The sequence below is a fragment of the Streptomyces sp. NPDC014891 genome, from assembly GCF_043081085.1.
Classification (GTDB): Bacteria; Actinomycetota; Actinomycetes; order Streptomycetales; family Streptomycetaceae; genus Streptomyces.
Genome location: NZ_JBIBWF010000023.1, coordinates 1 through 18,841, shown reverse-complemented (window position 1 = coordinate 18,841; position 18,841 = coordinate 1). Strand labels below are relative to the sequence as shown.

Sequence of the window (18,841 nt, the reverse complement as noted above, 5' to 3'; positions counted from 1 at the left end):
TTCTCGCGGCGCAGCGCGAAGTAGCCGAGCGAGTCGCGGTCGCCCTGCTTGTCCAGCAGGGCCCGCAGCCGCTCCTCGTCCTCCTCGGTCAGCGGGTCGGTGGCCCGGCGGGAGCGGAAGGCGGCGAACAGCACCGCGATGATCAAAGCGGTGGCCATCACATTGATTGTGATATCGACCCACCCCGGGGCCGTGATCCCTTCGACACGTGATCCGTCTCCGGAGAGCGTGATCAGCCGAAGGATGCCGTAGCGCCACCACTCCAGGAACGAGGAATGTCCGATGGCGGTGTTGGTGGCTCCGACGAGGGCGGCGGCGAGTAGCGAGGTGATCAGCAGGCCGCCGACCGCGACCACTGCGGCGAGCAGCGGGTTGGAGCGGTCGCCCTTCGCGTAGAACTCCTTGCGTCCCAGCAGCAGAGCGGCGAAGAAGGCGGCAGTCAGGACCACCGAGACCCAGTTCTGGGCGTGCTGGCGGACCTCGGGCGCCGACAGCGCGAGAGCGAAGTACACAAGGACCACGCCACTGAGCACCACGTTCAAGATCCAGGCGGCGCGCTTGTGCCGGGACATGGTGACCGCCAGGAACGAGGCGAGAACGGCCGAGGCGAACCCGGCCGTCAGCAGATACGGCGCGAAGAGGTCGTTCTCGTTGTGCTGGCGCACTTCCTGCCCGAAGGCCACCCAGATCGCGCCCAGGAAGTTGATGAACGCGACGACGCGCAGGTACCAGACGGCGAACGCGGCACTCCGCCGCGAACGGACGGAATCCCTGGGTGCTTCTTCGACGGCCATCTGTTCCTCTCCCATGCGGCGCGAATATATGACGTTCCGCGCGGGCTCTTCGGATGAACTCGCGTGAGGTCAGCACCGGTACGGCTGAACGAGTGGAGTCCAGGGCGTACCAGTCCTTTCTGCGAAGGCTCAGGTGAGAGGACATTCGGCGAGGATGCGGCAACCGACGCAGGCAGCCGGCATGTCTTCGCTCTCCGGACGATCTTCTTCGGGCGGCACCGCGGCGCGGCTTCCCTCAGGCCGGTAGCGGATGAGCATCAGGGCCGAGTCGTCCGACATGACCCCCTTGGTGAAATCCTCGGCGTCCGCATGGAGTGCGGCCGGCTTCAGCTCCTCGGTGGATTCTCCGAGGAGACTGAGCCGTTCCTGGACGGGGTAGAAGTCGCCGTCCGTACTCCTGGCTTCGCAGAGTCCGTCGGTGTAGAGCAGGACGCGGTCTCCTTCGTTCAGGACGAGGGATGTCCGGCCGGGTTCGGCCGCACCGATTCCCAGCCCGAGCGGCAGCCCCGCCTCGTCCGGAGCGGCCACTTCGTGATCACCGCTCTGCCGCAGCACGACAGGACTGTGATGCCCAAAGTTCAGGATCCGCAGCATTCCGGATTCGTCGATCTCCAGAATGAGGGCCGTGGCAAAACGCCGGTCCTCTTCCTCCAGGGTGAGTGCGCACTCCACACGCCGCGCGACCATGTCGATGCTTCGCTCGGTGGCGGCGGCGAAACGGAAGGCTGACAGGGCTGCGAGCGACGCCCGTATGGCGGAGAGCCCCTTGCCCTCCACATCTCCCATGATCACGCGTATCCCGCCCGGTACCTGGACGACGTCGTAGAAGTCGCCTCCGACCCGGGCTGCCTGCGTCGCCGATATGTAAGCGCAGGCGGTGTCGAACTGCCCCTGGCGAGGCTCAAGGTTGCGGAGGATCACGCGCTGGGTGGCTTCGGCGACCTCTCCGATCTCACTGATCCGCTCCCTCGACCTCCTGTGCGCCAGGGACGCGATCGCGGTGGCGGCAGTGATCAGGATGATCGCCGCGTACGACACCATCGAGATCCGTGACAGCGCGTAGCCCTCCCACGCCGCGGCTGCCAGGCATGTGACTAGTGCGGCAAGTCCGAAACCGACGACCTTGCCAGGGGCCTGGCATCCGCCGCGGATGACGAGGAGCGGGCCGATCGCCAGCAGTGTCAGTACCTCGGCGTCGGGCCCGATGGCGACGTCGACCGCGACGACCGCCACCATGGCCACCAGGAACAGAAAGCTCGACGAGCGAATGAATTTCATGATTGAGGATCACTGAAATCTCTCTCCTGCCGGGGCTCGCGCACGCAGTTGGCGGATCAGTCGCCACAGGCAGGTCAATACAGATTCTGCGGCGTATCAGTAACGCCATACGCCGCCGAAGGGCCCTTGTAACTGGGTCGGAGGTCCCCAGAGCGTCGACCAGACCCATCGGCCACGCCGAGTGCATCGCCGCCCGGCGGCCGTCCCCGGGGATCAATCGACGTGCATGGATTGCGTTGCCGGTCAGCAAAGAGATCGCCAAGACGGTGTGCTGATTTCATGCACGTGAAACCTGAATAAAGGACTTAGGGCCTTTCGCAAAGAGTCCTGTGATTACCCATAAGGGTCTTTCGGCGAGGATCCCCTTCTGGGCGAGAGGCGAATCACAGGATGGAAGATATTCGACAGCTCGAACCTGGAGCGATGAGCATGACCGAGTACCACCCCTGCAGCTTCGGATCGGACAACGCTGCAGCGACCGCACGCCAGGCAGTCCGTACAGCCCTCGGCGATGCCGACGTCTCGGACGAGGACACACTCATGCACGACGCGGTGCTCATCGCGTCGGAACTGGTGGGTAACGCCGCTCGCCACGCGAACGGCGTGACCGGGTTCATGGCCTGCCTGGACTCCCGCGCCGGGCGCATCATCCTGCACGTCTCGGACGCCGAAAGCCGAACGCCAGAAGCGCCCACCGGAGACCGCCGCGCCGGAGAGGCGGAGCACGGCTATGGATGGCAGCTGGTGAACGAACTCGCCACCCGCGTCGACATCGCTCTCGCGCCCGCCGGCAAGACGATCACAGTCCACATCCCTCTCGCCGCCCTGAAGTGTGAGGAGACCTCGCCTGCCGCCGCCCACGCCTCGTGCTGCTCACAGGGGTGCACCGCGGACGAGGATGCCACGTCGCCGGTTGCCTACGAGCCCCTCGTGGGCCGCCTCGACGGCTCCGTGGGGACCGTCGCCTCTGAGAAGGCGTCATGAGCCCTGTCGAACTGCCGCTCAGGGCAGCATCAACCCGCATCATTCGGCGTCTCCCCTTCACCGTGTCGCTCGCGACTCTCGTCCTGACGACGGCGGTGGCCACCCAGTCACTCTGGCATTCCGCCGCTGCCAGCCCTTGGTACGCACAGGTTGCCTACGGGGTGCCGTCTTTCGAGGCGAACAGGTGGTGGACGCTGTTCACCGGCTCCTTCATCGGCGAACGGCCCGCTGCCTATGTCTCCATCCTGCTGGTCGTGCTCGCCATCATCGGCTTCGCCGAATGGCGACTGGGCACTCGGTGGGCCGCGGTGGGCACCGTCGCAGGGCAGATCCTGGCGGTCCTCGCGGCAGCCGGCGTGCTCTGGGCGGGCCGGGAGGCGGGATGGGACTGGGCCTCGGCAGTAGCCGGCGACACGGGTACAGGGCTGTCGGCAGGGGCGCTGGTCGTGCTTTCGCTCGCCACGGCGACGCTCCCTCCACCGTGGAGGTTGCGTCTGCGCCTCGGCCTGACGGCCTATGCCCTGGTGGGGTTCCTCTACATCGGCGGTCTCACGAACCTGGAACATCTGGGCGCGGTGCTTCTGGGTCTGGCCGCCTCACGGTTCCTGCCTCTCCCCGGGAGGGCGGAGACGCCGAGTCGCGTGAGTCTGCGTGAATGGCGGCTCCTTGCCGTGGTGGGACTGCTGACGCTTCTCGCGATCACCGCGACCGTTTGGCTCGTGCCGGGTTTCGGCCCGATGGGTTCCACCGCCGGCCTCGAAACCTCCGGCGTGCACACGGTCGTGCAGGCCGCCGTCACGCTGGTGGTCGTGGAGGGATTGCGCAGGGGGAGGCGCGTCGCCTGGTGCGTCGCAACGGGGTACGCGGCCCTGGCAGTGCTGCTCGCCTTCAGCGCGGCGTCAGTGTGGGTCGCGCAGGGCCTCACAGGGCACTACCCGTCCCTCACGGAGCTTCCCGTGATCGTGCCGGAAGGGATTCTCTGGGCCGGCGTCCTCACGATTCTGTGGGCCGGACGCGCCGCGTTCCGAGTCGGCACCCGATTCAGGCGACGGACCTGCCCGACGGCGGCGCCTGACCACGGACGAAAGACCCACGCTCTGGAGCTCCTGCACGAGCACGGCGGCAGCAATCTGGCGTGGATGACCACCTGGCCCGACAACTCCTACCACTTCACCTCATCGGGAGAGGGGTACGTCGCCTACCGGAATCACGCGGGCGTGAGCATCGCGCTCGGGGACCCGATCGGCAGGGGGCCCGCGCGGCGGGTGCTGCCGTTCAGGCGGGCCCGGTTGCGCCAGCGTGTCCGGCAGACCGACCCGCGGTCCATTCCTGACGCGATGTGGAACAAGCTCTTCGCGGCCATGACCTGCGACCGGGACAGGGCGGCCGTCCTGCTCTACGTCTCCAGCGGGTCGAGGGCCAGCGAACTCCTCGGCGTCACCCCGGGCGACATCGACTGGGCCAGGCAGCTGTTCTATGTGGTGACGAAAGGCACCGACGAACGCGAGGCCGTTCCCGCGAGCCCTCAGGCACTGACGGTGCTGGCCGCCTATCTCGACCGGATCGGCATGCCCGCGGCTCACGAGCCGGTCTTCCGGACCTTGCGCGGACCGGACCGGCCGCTGACCTATTTCGCGATGCGGCGGGTCCTGCAGCGGGTCAACGACAGACTCCGCACGAACTGGACCCTGCACGACCTGCGGCACACGGCCGCGAACCGCATGGCGAACGATCCCAACCTCACGCTTGCCCAGGTCCGGGCGATCATGCGGCACACCGATCTGGCGACCACGGGCCGCTACCTCAATGCCCGGGTCGAGGACCTCTTCGACGCCCTTCAGGCCCACTACACCCGGCCCAGGGTTCAGCAGACGTTCTCCGCCGCATACGATCCCGCCGACGTCAAGGCGGTGTTTGGTGGTTAGCCGCACGCCTGCCGACACTTACACGCTCCGCAACCGTCGCCCGAACTATGACGAGACACCTCGGCTGAAGACATCGACGCCTTTCTCCCACGCCGCGGTGAAAGCGGCACCGGCCCCGCGGCCGGAGAATCCTCCGGCACCGTTCGGTGACCTGTCGAGGGCCAGCATCGCCGAGCTGGGCGAGCTGGCCCGGTCCGTCTGGACGCACCGAGTGAAGTCCGACGGCTACAAGCGCCGGGCCGGCATCCGCAGGCTCTTCGGCCATCTGGAGACGCTGCCGGGAGAGACCTGGCAGGAGAGGTGGGAGGCCAGCGGGTTCAATCGTGAGGAGGCGCCGGGGGTCAGCATCCTGGGCCGTCCGGGGTCCCGCATCGACACAAGCGATTTGGCTTCTGCGCTGCGATTGGCGTTTGCAGCACGGATCATCCGGCCCTCGCTCCCCGGGTTCCGGGCGAACAAGTTCTCCACATATCCCGAGTCTTTCCGGCTGCTTCAAAAGGACCCCGACCTGGACGCTTTCTTCGAGATCGTCGACGCTCAGCACCATCTGACCGCGATCCACCGGGCCCGGGCGAAGTTCGACCTGGCCTGCGTTCTGACCACGCAGGGCATCGCGATGGAGCATCTGACTCCGTCGGCTCTGCTGCACTACTCGCTGGAGAGCAAGCGCCTGGGGCTCACCCATGGAGCGAACAAGGACACCACCCGGTTCGCAGCCTTGGGCGCCTGGGAGATTCTGCACAAGATGGGCCACTTCCCGCCCGGGTCGCCGCCGACGCTGAGGACGTTCGTCTATGACGGCCAGCGCAGCATCAAGGAACTCGTCGACCGCTACGGCGTCAAGAACGCTGCGGTCCGACAGCTGCTGATCGACTACCTTACGCGTCGCAAGGCGGAGACGGACTACAACACCCTCGAATCGCTCAGCCGTCACCTGGCCGGCCATTTCTGGGCCCTGATCGAGGAGCTCAACCCAGGTCAGCGGGATTTGAACCTGAGCCAGGAGCTCTATGACCAGTGGCGGGCCGAGATCAGGTACTGGCGAAAGGACGGGAAGACCGACCGGACCAAGATCCGCAAGGACACCGCGGCCGTTCTGCTGTCCGTCCGTAGCTTCTACGTCGACCTGCACAGCTGGGCCATCACGGAACCGGAGCGGTGGGCCCAGTGGGTGACGCCCTGCCCGATCATGCCCAGGGACCTGAAGGGGTTCAGCAAACGGCTGCGTGACATCAACCGACGGATGGCCGACCGCACCCGGGCCCGTCAACCCCTGCTGCCGGTTCTCGTCCGGCACGTCGAGGACCGCTACGAGCGCCTGGCCAGCCTGTTGGAACTCGCCCGGGCGGTCCCGCTGGGGGAATCCTTCGAGCACGGGGGCCGCCGCTATAGCCGCACCGATTCCTGGGAGGACAGGCGCCAGGCGAAGCTCGTGGCCGAGCCGACCGTCAGGGTCACCGACCACGGCACCGGCGAGCTGATCCACGTGACGATCGCCGAGGACACGGCGTTCTGGGAATGGGCGTCCATCGAGGTCCTGCGACACAGTGGCATCCGCGTCGAGGAACTCGTCGAGCTCACCCATCTCAGCATCCGCCAATACGAGCGTTCCAACGGCGAGGTTATCGCCCTCCTGGTCGTCGCCCCCTCGAAGACTGAACGCGAGCGTGTCATTCCGATGTCCACCGAGCTCTTCCACGCCATCGCCCAGATCGTCCGCCGTCAGACCCGCGACGGCCAGCCCATTCCACTCCTGACCCGCTACGACCCCCACGAGAGGATCTGGCTGGACCCCATGCCGTTCCTGTTCCAGCGTCACCGGGGCAGCGTCCGCGCGGTCATGTCACCCAGCACCGTGCTCGAAATGCTCGGCCGCACCTGCGAAGAACTCGCCAAGACAAACCCCGCCTTCGCCGGGACTAAAGTCACTCCGCACGACTTCCGCCGGCTCTTCGCCACCGACATCGTCAACGGCGGTCTGCCGATCCACATCGGCGCGGCCCTGCTCGGACACCTGAATCTGCGGACCACACAGGGCTACGTCGCGGTTTTCGCCGAGGACATCGTCAAGCACTACCAGGAGTTCCTGAACCACCGCCGGACCCTGCGGCCCGACGACGAATACACCGACGTCACCAACCAGGAGTGGGCGGAGTTCGAGGAGCACTTCGACAAGCGCAAGGTCGAACTCGGCAACTGTGCTCGCCCCTACGGATCACCCTGTCAACATGAGCACGCCTGCATCCGATGCCCGATGCTGCAGGTCAACCCCAAGATGCTGCCCAGGCTGGCGGAGATCGAGAAGGACCTGATCCTCCGCCGCAAGCGGGCCGAGGATGAACAGTGGCTCGGCGAGATCGAAGGCATCGACATGACCTTGACTTTCGTCCGCACCAAGCAAGCCGACGCCGCCCGCCTCACACAACGGTCACCCGTCGTGCTCGGCATCCCGACCACCCGCCCCAGCTCAACTACCGGCGAACGTCAGCGATGATCACCCATCCGAGGTCACGCTTGAGAGGACCTCCGCGCGAAGACGCTCGTATTCAGCGCCGGCAGTTGGCTCGCCATCGAAATAGTCCTCCCAGAAGCCTGCACGCTGCCATTCCCTGGGCGCGAGCGTCACCTGGCCATCCTTCAGCCCTGCGACCCAACAGTCCGGCACTTGACTGTTGACCACGGTGAACATGGCGGCATCCCACAGCCCAGGGGTGTCTCGCTCCACCAGGAGGTCAGGCCGCTCAGGGATCCGGAGGAGGACCCGGCCTGCGGTCGTGATGACCTCCAGGACTGGATACTCAGCGCCAACCCGGATCCCTGGATGATCACTCACCACTTCTCCGCTCGTCGGGCTGATGATCTGGAAACACTGAACGATCATGCGGGCACCCTACGCAAGCTCCGGCAGCGCCCACGCCTCGGCTTGACTTAGTGCAGAGAAACTACGCCAGGGCTAAGGGCGCCGTCGCCACGAAGCCCTACACGCTCCTGCGCCAGGCCCTCACCCGCACGGACAGGGTCGCGGTGGTGAAGTACGCCCTGCGCGGCCGCGAGCGCCTCGGTCTCCTGCGCCCGGTCGGCGAGGCGCTGAGTATCCAGGGTTTGCACTGGGACGACGAGATCCGCTCCCCTGCCGAACTCGCACCGCCCGAGACCGACGTCAGCGAGAAGGAGATCGAGGGCGCGCTCACGCTGATGGAGACGATGACCGTCGACTCTCTCACCGACCTGGACGTCACCGACCACTACACCGAGGCCCTCACCGAGGTCATCGAGGCGAAGGCCGAGCACCGCCAGCCCGCCGCGCCCGAGGCTGAGCGGGGGGAGGCGGCTCCGGTGGTTGACCTCATGGCGGCGCTGGAGGCGTCGGTGGCGAAGGCGAAGGAATCCCGCGGCGAGAGTGGCGGGCCTGCCACCGTGCACGAGATGCCGAAGCCGAAGAAGACCGCGGCGAAGAAGACGACCGCGAAGAAGACGGCTGCGAAGAAGACCGCGGCCAAGAAGACGACCCGCCGGAAGACCGCCTGACCATCGGTCCGTGTCTTGGAGGCCTCGCCCCGTGTTGGTCCCTGTGTGGATACTGACGAGCAGGCTGTGACCGGCGACTATCCAGAGGCGGGTGAGCCCCGCTTACCGTTGCTGACGGCGGCGGAGGCCCGGGACGCGGTCGGCTACATGCGGCTGCTGGAATCACTCGATCTCACGCCCCGCGGGCAGGCCGCCGGCCAGCTCGCCGCGGACCTGGCCCGGCGGCTCCCCGCCGACTGACCGCGGCGGCCGCTGGTCAGTCGAGGATGCCGAGGTCGGAGTCCGGGCGGCAGATTTCGCACGCCCGCATCCCTCCGGCGGTCAGCGCCCGGCGGGCCTCCTCGCGGCTGAGGGGCTTGCGGTGCGGGGCGGCCATGCGGCAGTCGCCGATGTGGATGCTGTCCGCGACCGGCCGCCCGCCCTCGCGCAGGAACGACAGCACCCAGCCCGGCCCCTCCGGCCGCGGGCGCACCGGACGCAGCGTCGCCTCCCGGGTCTCGACCTCCGCTATCCGCTCCCGCACCCGGTCCAGGGACAGCACCAGCCAATGCTCCAGGGTCCGGAGCCTTGGGAGGTCGGGAGGCAGCTCGGACATCAGGCACCCGCGCGGTGGTTCTTCGCCTGGAGCTCGGCCACCTCTCGCTGATGCTGCTGGCACAGGGGGTTCCCGCCGAATCCGTACCGGTGGCAGTCGGCGTGGCAGCGGGCACATTTCCCGAGGAGCGGGGCGGGCACATCTGCGGCGGGAGGTTCACCGGCCGGGCAGGGGTGGTCATGGCGCGCCTCCTCGGGGTCGGGCGGACAGGTGCCGATGCGGTGGAGAGTAGAACTCGCGTTCTGCCCGACCCGCGCGGCACGACTGGCACCCAAAATCGAACAGGTGCTCTAATCAGTGTATGAGGTTCCACCCGTTCCCCGACGACCTCGTCACCGCCCAGCGATCCTGGACCGCCACCTACGAGGAACTCGCCCGCCCCGCCACCACCCGCACGACCATGCTCCGCCGCCGCCTGCTGCACCTGTCCGCACAGGTGCACTTCCACCCCTACTGGGCGCACCCGCGCCCCGCGGCGGGGCGCGCGGAGCTGCGGATGCTGGTGTGTGAGCAGCGTGCGAGGGAGGGGCAGGCGGCGTGACGGGTATGAGTGTGATCTGGCACGTCCGCTGCCGGCCTGATACCTCACCCGAGGACTACCGTCACGTCCTGGACCTCCTGGCAGGCTTTACCCCGCAGGTTCAGCCGCTCCCGCCGCTTGCCGTGCTCGCGCAGGTCAGGGGATCGCTGCGGCTGTTCGGTGTGGACGGCGGTGAGCTTGCGGCCCGTTTCCGGGTGCAGGCGCTGGTGCAGACGGGCATCGACACCCACATCGGCGTCGCCGATACCTGGGCGACCGCCGCCACCGCCTCCGCCCGGGTGGGCCGGTCCGGGGTGCTGCACCTGCCCGACCACCGCGCGGTTGAACACTTCCTGAGCCCTCTCCCGATTCGGGCGCTGCACGGCATCGGCCCCGCCCAGGCCGCCCAGCTCCAGCGCTACGGGCTCCACACCGTCGGCGCGCTGGCCGCCATGGACGAGACCGTGGTGTGCCGCATCCTCGGCGGCAAGGCCGGCCGTACCCTGCGTGCCCGGGCCCGGGGTATCGACCCCCGTGCGGTCGCGGTGCGGAAGATGCCCGAGTCCACGACGGAGTCGTTCGCCTTCGACCGCGACGTCTACGACCCGGTCCTCGTGCGTGCCGCGCTCCTGGACCTGGCTGTCACCCTCGGAGACCGGATCCGCAGCCGGGGCCAGATCGCCCGCGGTCTCACCCTCGCCGTGCGCCTGGCCGGCGGCGGTACCGCGGAGCGGACCCAACGGCTCCCGCAGCCCTCCGCCCACACCGAGGACCTGCGTACCGGCACCCTGCGGCTCCTGGACGCCATGGCCTTCCAGCGCGCCCGGATCCGCCGCCTCACCCTCACCGCCGAAGACCTCAGCCCCGCCGACGACGGCCCCGGCACCCAGCTTTCCCTCGATGACGCGCGGGAGGCCCGGCTGCGGCTGGAGCCGGTGATCGACAAGCTGAACGCCCGCTACGGGCACCGGGTCGCCGGACCGGCTGCCGCGTATCGGAAGGCAAGCTGACGGGCGCGCGTCAGACGTTGCCTCCGCGTGGTCGGAGCCGGCCGGCAGCCTTCGGGCCCCGTACCTCTTCGGTGCGGGGCCTTCCGGCTGCCGCGCGCCACGGCCGGAGGGGTGGGCGGGTAGCGCGCGGTTCGCGGGCCTCAGGGCTCGACGGGGAACAGGGGAGTGGTGCCGGTGAGGCCGAGGAGCTGGTGCAGATGGTTCGGCACGGGGCCGATGAGGGCGAGCCGGTTCAGGCCCGGGCGGGCGCGGAGGAGGGCGTGGAGGAAGGAGCAATCGGCGAAGGCGACGCCCGTAACGTCGAGCCGGACGGCGCTGGCGCCGTCGGCTTGGGCGTCGGTCAGCGCCCGTTGCAGGCAGACGACGCTGTCCATGTCGAACTCGCCGTCCGCCACGAGTACCGCGGTGCCGTCGTACCCGGTGGCCTCCCGGTAGACGCTGTCCCCGCCCGGGGCGCTGTAGATGTGGCTGCCGCCGGCGGACGCGTTCAGCACGTCCACGGGGGACCGGTCGCTGTTCATCACGAGGCTTCACCTCGTATCACGTCAGGACCCAGAACCCCGGCACTGCCCGCAGACGGGGCGTAGGAGGGCCATGGCCGGTCGGTGACGGCAAGGGGGATACCGAGCCCCTCACACAGCTGGCTATGTCAGTCGTTTCGGGAGGCGTTTACCGGTGAGTTTGGATGTCGCTGGGACGCAGCAGAGGCCCTGAATATCGACGAGATTTGATGTCGCGTGGGTGTTCTAATGTGCTCTGGTCGTGGTGATCCACATGTAGAGGAGCATCTTGCGGAGGGTTGCTGTCCTCGAAGGTGTGGGGAAGGGTTGAGCCTGATGTCGGAACGTGAGGTCGCGGCGAGTGAACTGCTTGCTGCGGACGAGATCGGATTGCTGCGGCGGGCACTGCTGGAGTGGTCGGGGCCGGCCAGGTGTAGCGACGCGCTCGCCGTCGGTATGGGGTTCGCGGGCGTCCAAGATCTGTTCGACCAGTGCAGTCGGCTGCGAAGTGCGCTCAACGACGATGTTCCGCTGCCTCCGGTGGACTGGGCACGTACTCTCCTGGCGGTGGAGATTGTCTTCGTCAGCGACCTCGAGGGCTCCGGCGTTGAATGGCCGACGACCACAGGGCTCTCCGACGAGTCGACGATTCGCGCCCTGCGGTCGATCCAGCGAAAGCTGGCCAGGACTGTGAGGCCCTACTACGGCAAGAGCCCACGCGAGTGACCAGCCTCTTGCGCGGTCTGCGACGGTCCGTCAGCTAGCGGCGCGGTCTGCCTGGGCTTTGGTGTGGGCGAGGCGGTAGGACTCGGTTCCGGTCTGGATGATGTTGCCGCCGAAGGTGAGGCGGTCGACGATGGCCGCGCAGAGGCGGGGGTCGGTGAACGTCTTGGTCCAGCCTCCGAACGATTCGTTCGAAGCGATCGCCACACTGTTCTTTTCCTCCCGTTCTGTCAGAACTTGGAAGAGGAGTTCGGCGCCGCGGCGGTCGAGTTCCATGTAGCCGAGTTCGTCGATGCAGAGAAGATCAACGCGGCCGTAGCGGGCGATGGTCTTGGTCAGCTGCTTCTCGTCGGCGGCCTCGACGAGCTCGTTCACGAGTTTCGTGGCGAGGGTGTAGCGGACCCGGTGGCCCTTCATCGCGGCCTCGGTCCCCAGCGCGATCAACAGATGCGACTTGCCTGTCCCAGAGTCACCGATCAGGCAGAGCGGCTGGCCTTTGCGAACCCACTCGCACTTGGCGAGCGTGTGGATGGCGGCGGGGTCGACGTTCGGGTTGGCGTCGAAGTCGAAGGCACGCAGGGACTTGTCGCGGGGAAACGCGGCGGCTTTGATCCGGCGCTCAGAGCGGCGGCGGGCCCGGTCGTCGCACTCCGACATCAGGAGCTCGGCGAGGAACCCGCGGTAGGACATCTGCTCGCGGGAGGCCGCGGCCGCGAGGTCGGGGAACTGGCTGCGAATGGTGGGCAGTCGCAGCAGGCGGCAGGCCTGGTCGATCGCGGTGGTGGCGGCTTCTTCGGTGAGTTCACGCTGGCGGGGGACGGTCATGTCGCTTCTCCCTGGCTGGTGCCCTGGCCACCGGTGCGGCGGCGGTCGAGTAGTTGGTCGTAGGCGGCCACCGAGGGCAGGGGCCGGGTGTCGGGCGGCAGGTGGGTCAGCCGGTAGTCGGCCAGAAACGTCACCGTGGCGTGTTCCTCCACGGGTGGGGCAGGTGGCTTGGGAGCCGGAGCGGGAGGTACTGGGGTGTCCCCTTCGGCAGCCCTGCGGGCCTCCAGCGCGACCGCGTCCGCGGTCAGGGCGCCGGCCCGGAAGGCGGCTGCCAGGCCCGCGACGACGTGCTCGTGGCGCATGTGCCGGCCTAGCAGCAGGACCTGGATCAGGGCCCGGGTGCCTTCGGCGTCTCCGTGGGCTGAGCGGACCGCGGCCCACCAGTTGTCGTGGACGGGAGTGAACCTGCCGGCCGAGCGGGCCTGCTCCAGCGCGGTCGAGCCGGGGAAGGCGCCGGGCTTGCGGATGAGGGCTTCGAGGTAGTGGTCCAGGACCAGATGGGAGCCGCCCCGGGTGCTGAGCCGTTCGTGCTGGGCCACTTCGGTGCGGCCTTCGTAGACGACGAGGTCGTTGGCGTTCAGGAGCACCCGCACCGACTGGCCGATGAGGCGGACCGGCACCGAGTAGCGGTTGGAGCGGACGGTGATCTGGCTGTAGCGGTCCACTCGCGGGGTGAACCAGCGGCCCGTCTCGAACGGCTCCTCGGGCAGGGGCTTGAGCCGCGATTGTTCGGAGCGGAAGTACTCGCCGATCGTGTGGGGGCGGGAGCTGATCCGGCGGGCCTCGTCGTCGATGTCCCACTGGTCGACCATCGCGTTGAGCTGGGCCAGCGAGTCGACGACCGGGACGGGCACGAAGTGGTTGCGCCGGAAGTATCCGACCTGGCCCTCCACCCCGCCTTTCTCGTGGGCGCCCTCGATGCCAGGCCGGCAGTAGAAGGCGTCGACGCCCATCTTCCGTGGGTTCAGGAAATCTGAAGGCTCGGTAGGGCGAACTCGGGCGCTCGAAGGCGACTCCGCCGCGTAAAAGGGGCCGGTTGCCACAGCGGAAATCCGGTAGTGGGCGACGGACCTGGATCCGGCTCAGGCGGAGAATGGCTGAGCGTCGGCCCATGACCGCGATCCGGCGGCATCTGCGGGAGACTGTGGGGTGCCTACTTCCAGATCGCTTGCAGCCTCCGACGAGATACGTGCATATCTCATCGATCAGTTGAATCTCGCCCTACGACGTCCCGGAATGTTCGGGAGGGAGTCGGAGCTGGCCTTGCGCATGCTGATGGACCACTTGGTGTTCGCGGAGTGCCAGCCCGAGGCTTTGGCCGAGCAACAGCGCGTCTGGGAAGAGCGCGGTGCCTGGTCCAGCACCGGCGTCGCGGGCGTGTTCCGCGATCTGATCCCGGAGCGCTATTACGAGTACGGCATCGCCTCGGTGTATGCCGAGTTCGCGCACCGCCGCGGCTGGCTCAAGCCCGACCGCGTACTGGACCGTGACGAACACGCAGTCCTGCAAGGTGCGGTCCGCCAGTGGGCAGGCGAGGACCGCGTGTGGACGGACGTCGTCGACGAGTTCGGTAACCCGTCCATGCTGTTCGGCAGCAACAATCCCTACTACGGCAAGACCCTCGGCTATCTGACTGAGAACCCGGAGGAACCGATGGTGTCCTTCCATCTCTGGAACGGCAGTGCTCCGGGAGCCGAGCAATCATGGCCACCTGAGCACGAAGAGCCCGTCCTGCTCGCAGTGCGCTTCGGATCGGGGCCCTTCCGCCAGACCTTCACCTTCACCCCGGAGGGCCGGCGACGGCTCCCGGTGGAGTAGAAGCTCAAGATCAGCGGGTGCTCGGTGCCTGCTCTGCTTCCGATTCGGTCACTGCGCTGGTGTAGCGGAGGCTGGCCTTGGCACCGAGGGAGAAGACGTGCGCGAGATGGAGGGGGTCCGCGCCATTGGCGAGGGCTTCTTCGAGGATGCGGTCCTGCCTCAGCCGGTCGACGCCCACGGGCAACTCCTTGACCAGTCTGTCCATCCAGAACGTGCCCACCGACGTTGTCGTGGTGGCGGTGTTCCTGGTGATCAGCAGATGTGGGTTGGCGCTGCTCGGCCATCGGCGCTGACGGTAAGCGAGGTACCCGCTGATCGCCTCGGCGGTGTAGTCGTCCAGGGGACGGTTCAAGCCCTCAGGGTCGAGTCGCCGTCCCGGCAGGTCCACGTGCTCGACCAGCATCGATCGAATCTGGCGGGCGGGCAGCGCATGGATGCCGGACAGGGCCACGACCACGCGAAGGGCCGGGTCCTGCAGTGCGGCAGCAGCGACGGACTCCACCTCGGCCGCGGTGAGTGATGCAGGGATCTTGATCGCCACCTTGCCGCCCTTGATGCCTCGCATCGGGTTGGCGAAGATCAGCCGCTCGGCCTTGAGCGTGCCGAACAGAGACCGCAAGGCACTGGCGTCGTATGCGCGATAGGGCCGGTCGGCGAGCCAACTGGTGATGTCCTCGCGGGTGGCCTGCCGCAGGGTCGTGTACTTTCCGGCGTACTCGGTCAGGAACGGCAGGATGCTCCTCAGGTTCGTAATGACCGTCGAGCGGGCACGTGGCCTGCGGCGCGGAGTCCCGTGTCTCAGGATGTCGATCCAGATGTCCAGCTCAGAGCGGACATCTGAGGCAAGGAAGGACAGGTGTTCCTCGCACCAGGCGTCGAGCGAGTCGGGCCGGTCATCGAGGAAGACGTCGAGTTCCTCGAACACCTCCAGGACGTGGTTGGCCGGCACTGCCGTGTGGGTGAGTTGGCTGATGGTCGAGGCCCGGATTCGCTCCCCTGGCCGGTGAACCGCGCAGAGAATCCGGATGCCGCGTCGCACCGAGCCGAGAGTACGGGGCGGCCAGCCACGCAGCTCCGCGATCCGGGCGGCCCGGGTACTCAAGGATGCGAACAGCTGAGGGTCGAGCGGTGGGGCCTTGCTACTGACTCCGCGAAGCTCGCGTGGCATCTCGAACAGCAACAGCTCCGTCCAGCGTGGCGGAACACGGTGCGGCCGCGGTAACCACGGTTCCGACGTAACGGGCTGAGGCCGGGGGCCGCCGCGAGGTCGCAGGGTGCCGATGATGAAGAGCTGCTGTCCCGTGCGGGCCGCTACTGTCAGGTCGACGCGGGTCTTGTTGTCCGGGCCGGCGATCAGGCTGGCCTGGCGGCGGCAGAGACGGCAGATTCCGTCGATCGCGGCGACCTCGCGTGTGCAGACGTCGCAGTGGCGGCTGGTGGCTTTTGCGGTGAAGCCCCAGCACGCTTTGCAGCGAGGGCGGTCGATCCAGCCCCATCCGAAGCAGTCCCGGCAGCTGCGGGTGGCCCAGGGTCGTGATCGCCGGACGGGCGTGATCATAGCGGCGGCCCCGAGCGACCCGGCCGGCGTTGGTGCGTGATCGGGCTGCCGCCGACGACCTGCTTCTCCGCCTCCAGTCTCGTGGTCTCCTGCCGAACGCTGGCCTTCTCCGGGACGAGTAGGTCGGCGGTCGTGCAGTCCAGCACCTCGCAGATGATGTCGAGGTCGGCCAGGCGGACGGTCAGCGGCCGTCCGGACCACAGGTGGGACATCTTGCCGGCGGAGATCACCAATCCGGCTTCCGCGAGCATCCGTTGGAGCTCGGAGGCCTTCCAGATGTCGCGCTGGGCGGCGACCATCCGCAGGTTCCACTTCATCGGCGTGTCCCTCCGAATCGGGTGGTGGCCCGTTGTCCCGCGCGGATCCAGGCATCTTCGACGTGGGACTTCTCGACGTGTACGTAGATCATGGTCGTGTTGAGCCATTCGTGTCCGAGGATCTCTTGGATGGCGACGACGTCCATGCCATTGCGGTAGAGGTCGGAGGCGGCAAAGTGCCGCAGCACATGTGGTGTGAGGTGGCCGATCTGGTGCGGCAGATGCCGGGCAACCGCTTCGGCGAGCCCGGTCCGCAGAGCGTCGTCGGTCACGGCCCTGCTGGAGCCGTCGCCGTATCTGCGTTCCGAGGGGAAGAGAGGGGCACGGGGGTCGTTGACCTTGTCGTCGAACTCCCAGCGCGGCCCGGTGATCCACCATTCCAGCAGGTCACGAGAGCCGTTGATAAGCGGGCGTTCCTTCTTGCCTCGGCCCTGGCTGCCCTTGCCCTTGAGGAGGACCTTGCCGAACCGCCCCAGGTCCCAGCGAACGTCGCCGATCCGCAGCAGACACAGTTCCGAGATCCGCGGGCCGATGAGGCTGGCCAGCCGCGAGGCGGTGTAGTTCCGGGCGGCCGGAGCGTACTTGCGTGCCTCTTCCATGTCGCACCGCCAGCCGCCGAAGAGCGCGGTGACCTCCGCTTCCGGCGGCGGGATCCGCAGCCTCGCGGAGGTGCCACCCCGAGGCCGGTTCATCTCATCCAGCGGGGACTCGACTACGAAGCCGGTGGCCGCGTGGATGCTGGCCTTGTGCCGTAGTTCGAGGAACTCGAAGAATACGGCGAAGGCCGCGGCCTGGCGGACCTTGGTGCCCGAGGCTGAGTCACGACGGTGCCGCCCGAAGTACCGGTCAAGGTCCGGGGCCTCCATCTCCCACAGAGGCCGACCGAACCACTCCCTCAGCGCTAGAACGGGGCCGACGTCACCGCGGATGGTGTCGTCGAGGACCCCGGCAGAGGCCCGCGCGAGGACGAACTCAGCCAGCAGATCCTGCTCGAAGGCAGCGACCTCCTCGGCGGTCTCCAGCCGGAGCTGCGACCGCAGGTCGCGCACGACGGCCAGTGCCATCCCGTTCCTCCTCTTCAGCTATCCAGCGACTCCGCCATGACAGCCGAGGAAGCTTCAGGATTTCTGAGAAACGAGCAGCAATCACCCGATCGTGTCCAAGAGGCCGGAAGCCCCAGATCACGCGGCCATCGAGGTCATCGACGCAGCCGGGATGCGGCGGGAACCCACGGGAACATGGACAAAGTGCGACCTGAACGCGATCCAGCGGTCGGCCTCCACCCTGGCCCGGCTCAGCCCCAGAACCTGGGCGACGGCGGCCTTCAGGTTGTCGTAGCGGACCTTGCTCCGGGGGACCCCGCCCAGCGTCCGCAGCGCGTGCACGTGCCCTTCGAAGAAGGCTTCCTGGCCGCAGGACGCGAAGACGCGGTGGACGGCCTTGCCGGAGTAGGACAGGCGGAAGGAGAACAAGTAGCAGGTCACAAGCTCGCCCGCGAGCCGGATGGTCACGTCGCCGAAATCGACCTCGGCCTCCATGCCGGGCTGGTGGGTCTGCGGCACGAATGCCTCGACCGGCGCCTTGCCCGACTCGATGAGGATCTGAGGTTTCCGGTCGGCGACGTAGCGCCGGACCATCTGGTAGGAGACGTCCGCGGCGTGTTCCTCGACCAGGCGATGGAAGATCCGCGTGATCGTGTGCCGCTGCTTGCGCGGCGCGTCCAGATCCGCCTGGAGCATCCCGTCGATCACCGACTTATACGGATCCAGGGCCGTCGGCCGTGGCGGCAGCTGCTTCCTCGGCTCGGGCCAGACCGAGTCGACGGCCTTGCGGACCGTTCGCCACGACACGTTGTACTTGCGCTCGATCTCCCGGATCTTCATGCCGCCGCGGTGGTCCCGGCGGATCGCCGCGTACAGCTCGACCTTCGACATCTGCGGCATGACCAGGCCCTTTCACCAGGAGCATCCCGATGCTGCCCTGGCAAGCACCCCGGTGACTTCAAAACTCGTGAACATCACCCGACCGTGGATCTGGGCGCCTCCCAAACCCGTGAACAACTGGCTTCACAACCCGTGAATAAAGCCAGTCCCACCTTGGCGCCGTGGTGCTTGGTCGCCAGGCCCTGCTCCCCGCACCCGCGGGGGATGGTCTCGTGTGAACGATGAGCCGACGTCGCCCGAGCTGCTGCTTCCCGCGCCCGCGGGGATGGTCCCCGTCACCGTGCACAGCGCGCAGGGGGTGCCCGCTGCTCCCCGTGCCAGCGGGGATGGTCCTCTGTAACAGGACCCCCTCCGGAGCCCTCTCCGCTGCTCCCTGCGCCCGCGGGGATGGTCCCAACGGCATCCACACTCCGCACGGCATCAAGGTCCTGCTCCCCGCACGCGCGGGGATGGCCCCAGGCTGCGCAGCACCGTACCGTCGGACCAGGACTGCTCCTCGCACGCGCGGGGATGGTCCCGAATC

Annotated in this window: 19 protein-coding genes and 1 pseudogene; 9 read left to right on the top strand and 11 right to left on the bottom strand. The window is 67.7% G+C overall.

The window, feature by feature from the left end:
- Together ACF09E_RS35660 and ACF09E_RS35655 are read right to left on the bottom strand one after the other, a co-directional pair.
- Positions 1–809: pseudogene (locus ACF09E_RS35660) on the bottom strand (hypothetical protein); the annotation flags it as partial.
- Between the two features lie 114 nt (positions 810–923).
- Positions 924–2,072: a PP2C family protein-serine/threonine phosphatase gene (locus ACF09E_RS35655; protein WP_392210478.1), complete on the bottom strand. Its 1,149-nt coding sequence runs from the start codon at positions 2,070–2,072 to the stop codon at positions 924–926.
- Between the two features lie 423 nt (positions 2,073–2,495).
- Between ACF09E_RS35655 and ACF09E_RS35650 the strand changes: the two genes are divergently transcribed.
- From ACF09E_RS35650 to ACF09E_RS35640, 3 genes are read left to right on the top strand one after another with little or no spacing between them, the layout of a single operon-like run.
- Positions 2,496–3,056 carry an ATP-binding protein gene (locus ACF09E_RS35650; RefSeq protein WP_392210476.1) on the top strand — a complete coding sequence of 187 codons (561 nt, stop codon included), beginning with the start codon at positions 2,496–2,498 and terminating at the stop codon, positions 3,054–3,056.
- Entirely contained in the window at positions 3,053–4,981 is a 1,929-nt protein-coding gene (locus ACF09E_RS35645; protein ID WP_392210474.1) for a tyrosine-type recombinase/integrase, read from the top strand. The genes ACF09E_RS35650 and ACF09E_RS35645 overlap by 4 nt, the downstream gene beginning before the upstream one ends.
- On the top strand, positions 4,974–7,475 hold the full coding sequence (locus tag ACF09E_RS35640; protein WP_392210472.1) for a tyrosine-type recombinase/integrase: 2,502 nt from the start codon (positions 4,974–4,976) through the stop codon (positions 7,473–7,475). Before ACF09E_RS35645 ends, ACF09E_RS35640 begins: the two co-directional genes overlap by 8 nt.
- Here ACF09E_RS35640 and ACF09E_RS35635 read toward each other — a convergent pair whose 3' ends face one another.
- Positions 7,476–7,862 carry a hypothetical protein gene (locus tag ACF09E_RS35635; protein ID WP_392210471.1) on the bottom strand — a complete coding sequence of 129 codons (387 nt, stop codon included), beginning with the start codon at positions 7,860–7,862 and terminating at the stop codon, positions 7,476–7,478. It lies immediately after the preceding gene.
- 50 nt (positions 7,863–7,912) lie between these two features.
- On the opposite strand from ACF09E_RS35635, the gene ACF09E_RS35630 reads away from it, so the two are divergent.
- A complete protein-coding gene (locus tag ACF09E_RS35630; RefSeq protein ID WP_392210469.1) occupies positions 7,913–8,509 on the top strand; it encodes a Ku protein in 597 nt (198 codons plus the stop codon).
- Positions 8,510–8,554: 45 nt separating this feature from the next.
- A complete protein-coding gene (locus ACF09E_RS35625; protein WP_392210467.1) occupies positions 8,555–8,749 on the top strand; it encodes a hypothetical protein in 195 nt (64 codons plus the stop codon).
- Positions 8,750–8,765: 16 nt separating this feature from the next.
- Here ACF09E_RS35625 and ACF09E_RS35620 read toward each other — a convergent pair whose 3' ends face one another.
- Positions 8,766–9,104: a DUF6233 domain-containing protein gene (locus ACF09E_RS35620; RefSeq protein WP_392210466.1), complete on the bottom strand. Its 339-nt coding sequence runs from the start codon at positions 9,102–9,104 to the stop codon at positions 8,766–8,768.
- Positions 9,105–9,405: 301 nt separating this feature from the next.
- Between ACF09E_RS35620 and ACF09E_RS35615 the strand changes: the two genes are divergently transcribed.
- A complete protein-coding gene (locus ACF09E_RS35615) occupies positions 9,406–9,645 on the top strand; it encodes a hypothetical protein (RefSeq protein ID WP_392210464.1) in 240 nt (79 codons plus the stop codon).
- 5 nt (positions 9,646–9,650) lie between these two features.
- The gene (locus ACF09E_RS35610; RefSeq protein ID WP_392210480.1) at positions 9,651–10,634 is read left to right on the top strand and encodes a hypothetical protein; all 984 of its coding nucleotides are present in this window, start codon (positions 9,651–9,653) and stop codon (positions 10,632–10,634) included.
- A gap of 140 nt (positions 10,635–10,774) precedes the next feature.
- Here the strand turns inward: ACF09E_RS35610 and ACF09E_RS35605 are convergent, their stop codons facing one another.
- Positions 10,775–11,155 carry an STAS domain-containing protein gene (locus ACF09E_RS35605; RefSeq protein WP_392210462.1) on the bottom strand — a complete coding sequence of 127 codons (381 nt, stop codon included), beginning with the start codon at positions 11,153–11,155 and terminating at the stop codon, positions 10,775–10,777.
- A gap of 315 nt (positions 11,156–11,470) precedes the next feature.
- On the opposite strand from ACF09E_RS35605, the gene ACF09E_RS35600 reads away from it, so the two are divergent.
- Entirely contained in the window at positions 11,471–11,860 is a 390-nt protein-coding gene (locus tag ACF09E_RS35600) for a hypothetical protein (protein ID WP_392210460.1), read from the top strand.
- Between the two features lie 30 nt (positions 11,861–11,890).
- Here ACF09E_RS35600 and istB read toward each other — a convergent pair whose 3' ends face one another.
- Both istB and ACF09E_RS35590 read right to left on the bottom strand, forming a co-directional pair.
- Entirely contained in the window at positions 11,891–12,682 is a 792-nt protein-coding gene (gene istB / locus ACF09E_RS35595) for an IS21-like element helper ATPase IstB (RefSeq protein ID WP_392210458.1), read from the bottom strand.
- On the bottom strand, positions 12,679–13,635 hold the full coding sequence (locus ACF09E_RS35590; RefSeq protein WP_392210456.1) for a hypothetical protein: 957 nt from the start codon (positions 13,633–13,635) through the stop codon (positions 12,679–12,681). Before ACF09E_RS35590 ends, istB begins: the two co-directional genes overlap by 4 nt.
- Before the next feature lie 316 nt (positions 13,636–13,951).
- On the opposite strand from ACF09E_RS35590, the gene ACF09E_RS35585 reads away from it, so the two are divergent.
- The gene (locus ACF09E_RS35585) at positions 13,952–14,500 is read left to right on the top strand and encodes a hypothetical protein (protein ID WP_392210454.1); all 549 of its coding nucleotides are present in this window, start codon (positions 13,952–13,954) and stop codon (positions 14,498–14,500) included.
- Between the two features lie 10 nt (positions 14,501–14,510).
- Here the strand turns inward: ACF09E_RS35585 and ACF09E_RS35580 are convergent, their stop codons facing one another.
- The 4 genes from ACF09E_RS35580 to istA all read right to left on the bottom strand — a co-directional run bounded on the left by ACF09E_RS35580 (position 14,511) and on the right by istA (position 18,318).
- Entirely contained in the window at positions 14,511–16,058 is a 1,548-nt protein-coding gene (locus ACF09E_RS35580) for a hypothetical protein (RefSeq protein ID WP_392210452.1), read from the bottom strand.
- On the bottom strand, positions 16,055–16,375 hold the full coding sequence (locus ACF09E_RS35575) for a helix-turn-helix domain-containing protein (RefSeq protein ID WP_392210450.1): 321 nt from the start codon (positions 16,373–16,375) through the stop codon (positions 16,055–16,057). Before ACF09E_RS35575 ends, ACF09E_RS35580 begins: the two co-directional genes overlap by 4 nt.
- Complete coding sequence (locus ACF09E_RS35570; protein ID WP_392210448.1) at positions 16,372–17,439, bottom strand: tyrosine-type recombinase/integrase; 1,068 nt, start codon at positions 17,437–17,439, stop codon at positions 16,372–16,374. Before ACF09E_RS35570 ends, ACF09E_RS35575 begins: the two co-directional genes overlap by 4 nt.
- Positions 17,440–17,556: 117 nt before the next feature.
- The gene (gene istA, locus ACF09E_RS35565) at positions 17,557–18,318 is read right to left on the bottom strand and encodes an IS21 family transposase (RefSeq protein WP_392210446.1); all 762 of its coding nucleotides are present in this window, start codon (positions 18,316–18,318) and stop codon (positions 17,557–17,559) included.
- Positions 18,319–18,841: the final 523 nt, after the last annotated feature.

Coding starts and splice junctions, on each gene's coding strand:
- ACF09E_RS35655 (WP_392210478.1), bottom strand. CDS start 2,072: ATGAAATTCATTCGCTCGTCGAGCTTTCTGTTCCTGGTGGCCATGGTG.
- ACF09E_RS35650 (WP_392210476.1), top strand. CDS start 2,496: ATGAGCATGACCGAGTACCACCCCTGCAGCTTCGGATCGGACAACGCT.
- ACF09E_RS35645 (WP_392210474.1), top strand. CDS start 3,053: ATGAGCCCTGTCGAACTGCCGCTCAGGGCAGCATCAACCCGCATCATT.
- ACF09E_RS35635 (WP_392210471.1), bottom strand. CDS start 7,862: ATGATCGTTCAGTGTTTCCAGATCATCAGCCCGACGAGCGGAGAAGTG.
- ACF09E_RS35620 (WP_392210466.1), bottom strand. CDS start 9,104: ATGTCCGAGCTGCCTCCCGACCTCCCAAGGCTCCGGACCCTGGAGCAT.
- ACF09E_RS35615 (WP_392210464.1), top strand. CDS start 9,406: ATGAGGTTCCACCCGTTCCCCGACGACCTCGTCACCGCCCAGCGATCC.
- ACF09E_RS35610 (WP_392210480.1), top strand. CDS start 9,651: ATGAGTGTGATCTGGCACGTCCGCTGCCGGCCTGATACCTCACCCGAG.
- ACF09E_RS35605 (WP_392210462.1), bottom strand. CDS start 11,155: ATGAACAGCGACCGGTCCCCCGTGGACGTGCTGAACGCGTCCGCCGGC.
- ACF09E_RS35600 (WP_392210460.1), top strand. CDS start 11,471: ATGTCGGAACGTGAGGTCGCGGCGAGTGAACTGCTTGCTGCGGACGAG.
- istB (WP_392210458.1), bottom strand. CDS start 12,682: ATGACCGTCCCCCGCCAGCGTGAACTCACCGAAGAAGCCGCCACCACC.
- ACF09E_RS35590 (WP_392210456.1), bottom strand. CDS start 13,635: ATGGGCGTCGACGCCTTCTACTGCCGGCCTGGCATCGAGGGCGCCCAC.
- ACF09E_RS35585 (WP_392210454.1), top strand. CDS start 13,952: ATGCTGATGGACCACTTGGTGTTCGCGGAGTGCCAGCCCGAGGCTTTG.
- ACF09E_RS35580 (WP_392210452.1), bottom strand. CDS start 16,058: ATGATCACGCCCGTCCGGCGATCACGACCCTGGGCCACCCGCAGCTGC.
- ACF09E_RS35575 (WP_392210450.1), bottom strand. CDS start 16,375: ATGAAGTGGAACCTGCGGATGGTCGCCGCCCAGCGCGACATCTGGAAG.
- ACF09E_RS35570 (WP_392210448.1), bottom strand. CDS start 17,439: ATGGCACTGGCCGTCGTGCGCGACCTGCGGTCGCAGCTCCGGCTGGAG.
- istA (WP_392210446.1), bottom strand. CDS start 18,318: ATGCCGCAGATGTCGAAGGTCGAGCTGTACGCGGCGATCCGCCGGGAC.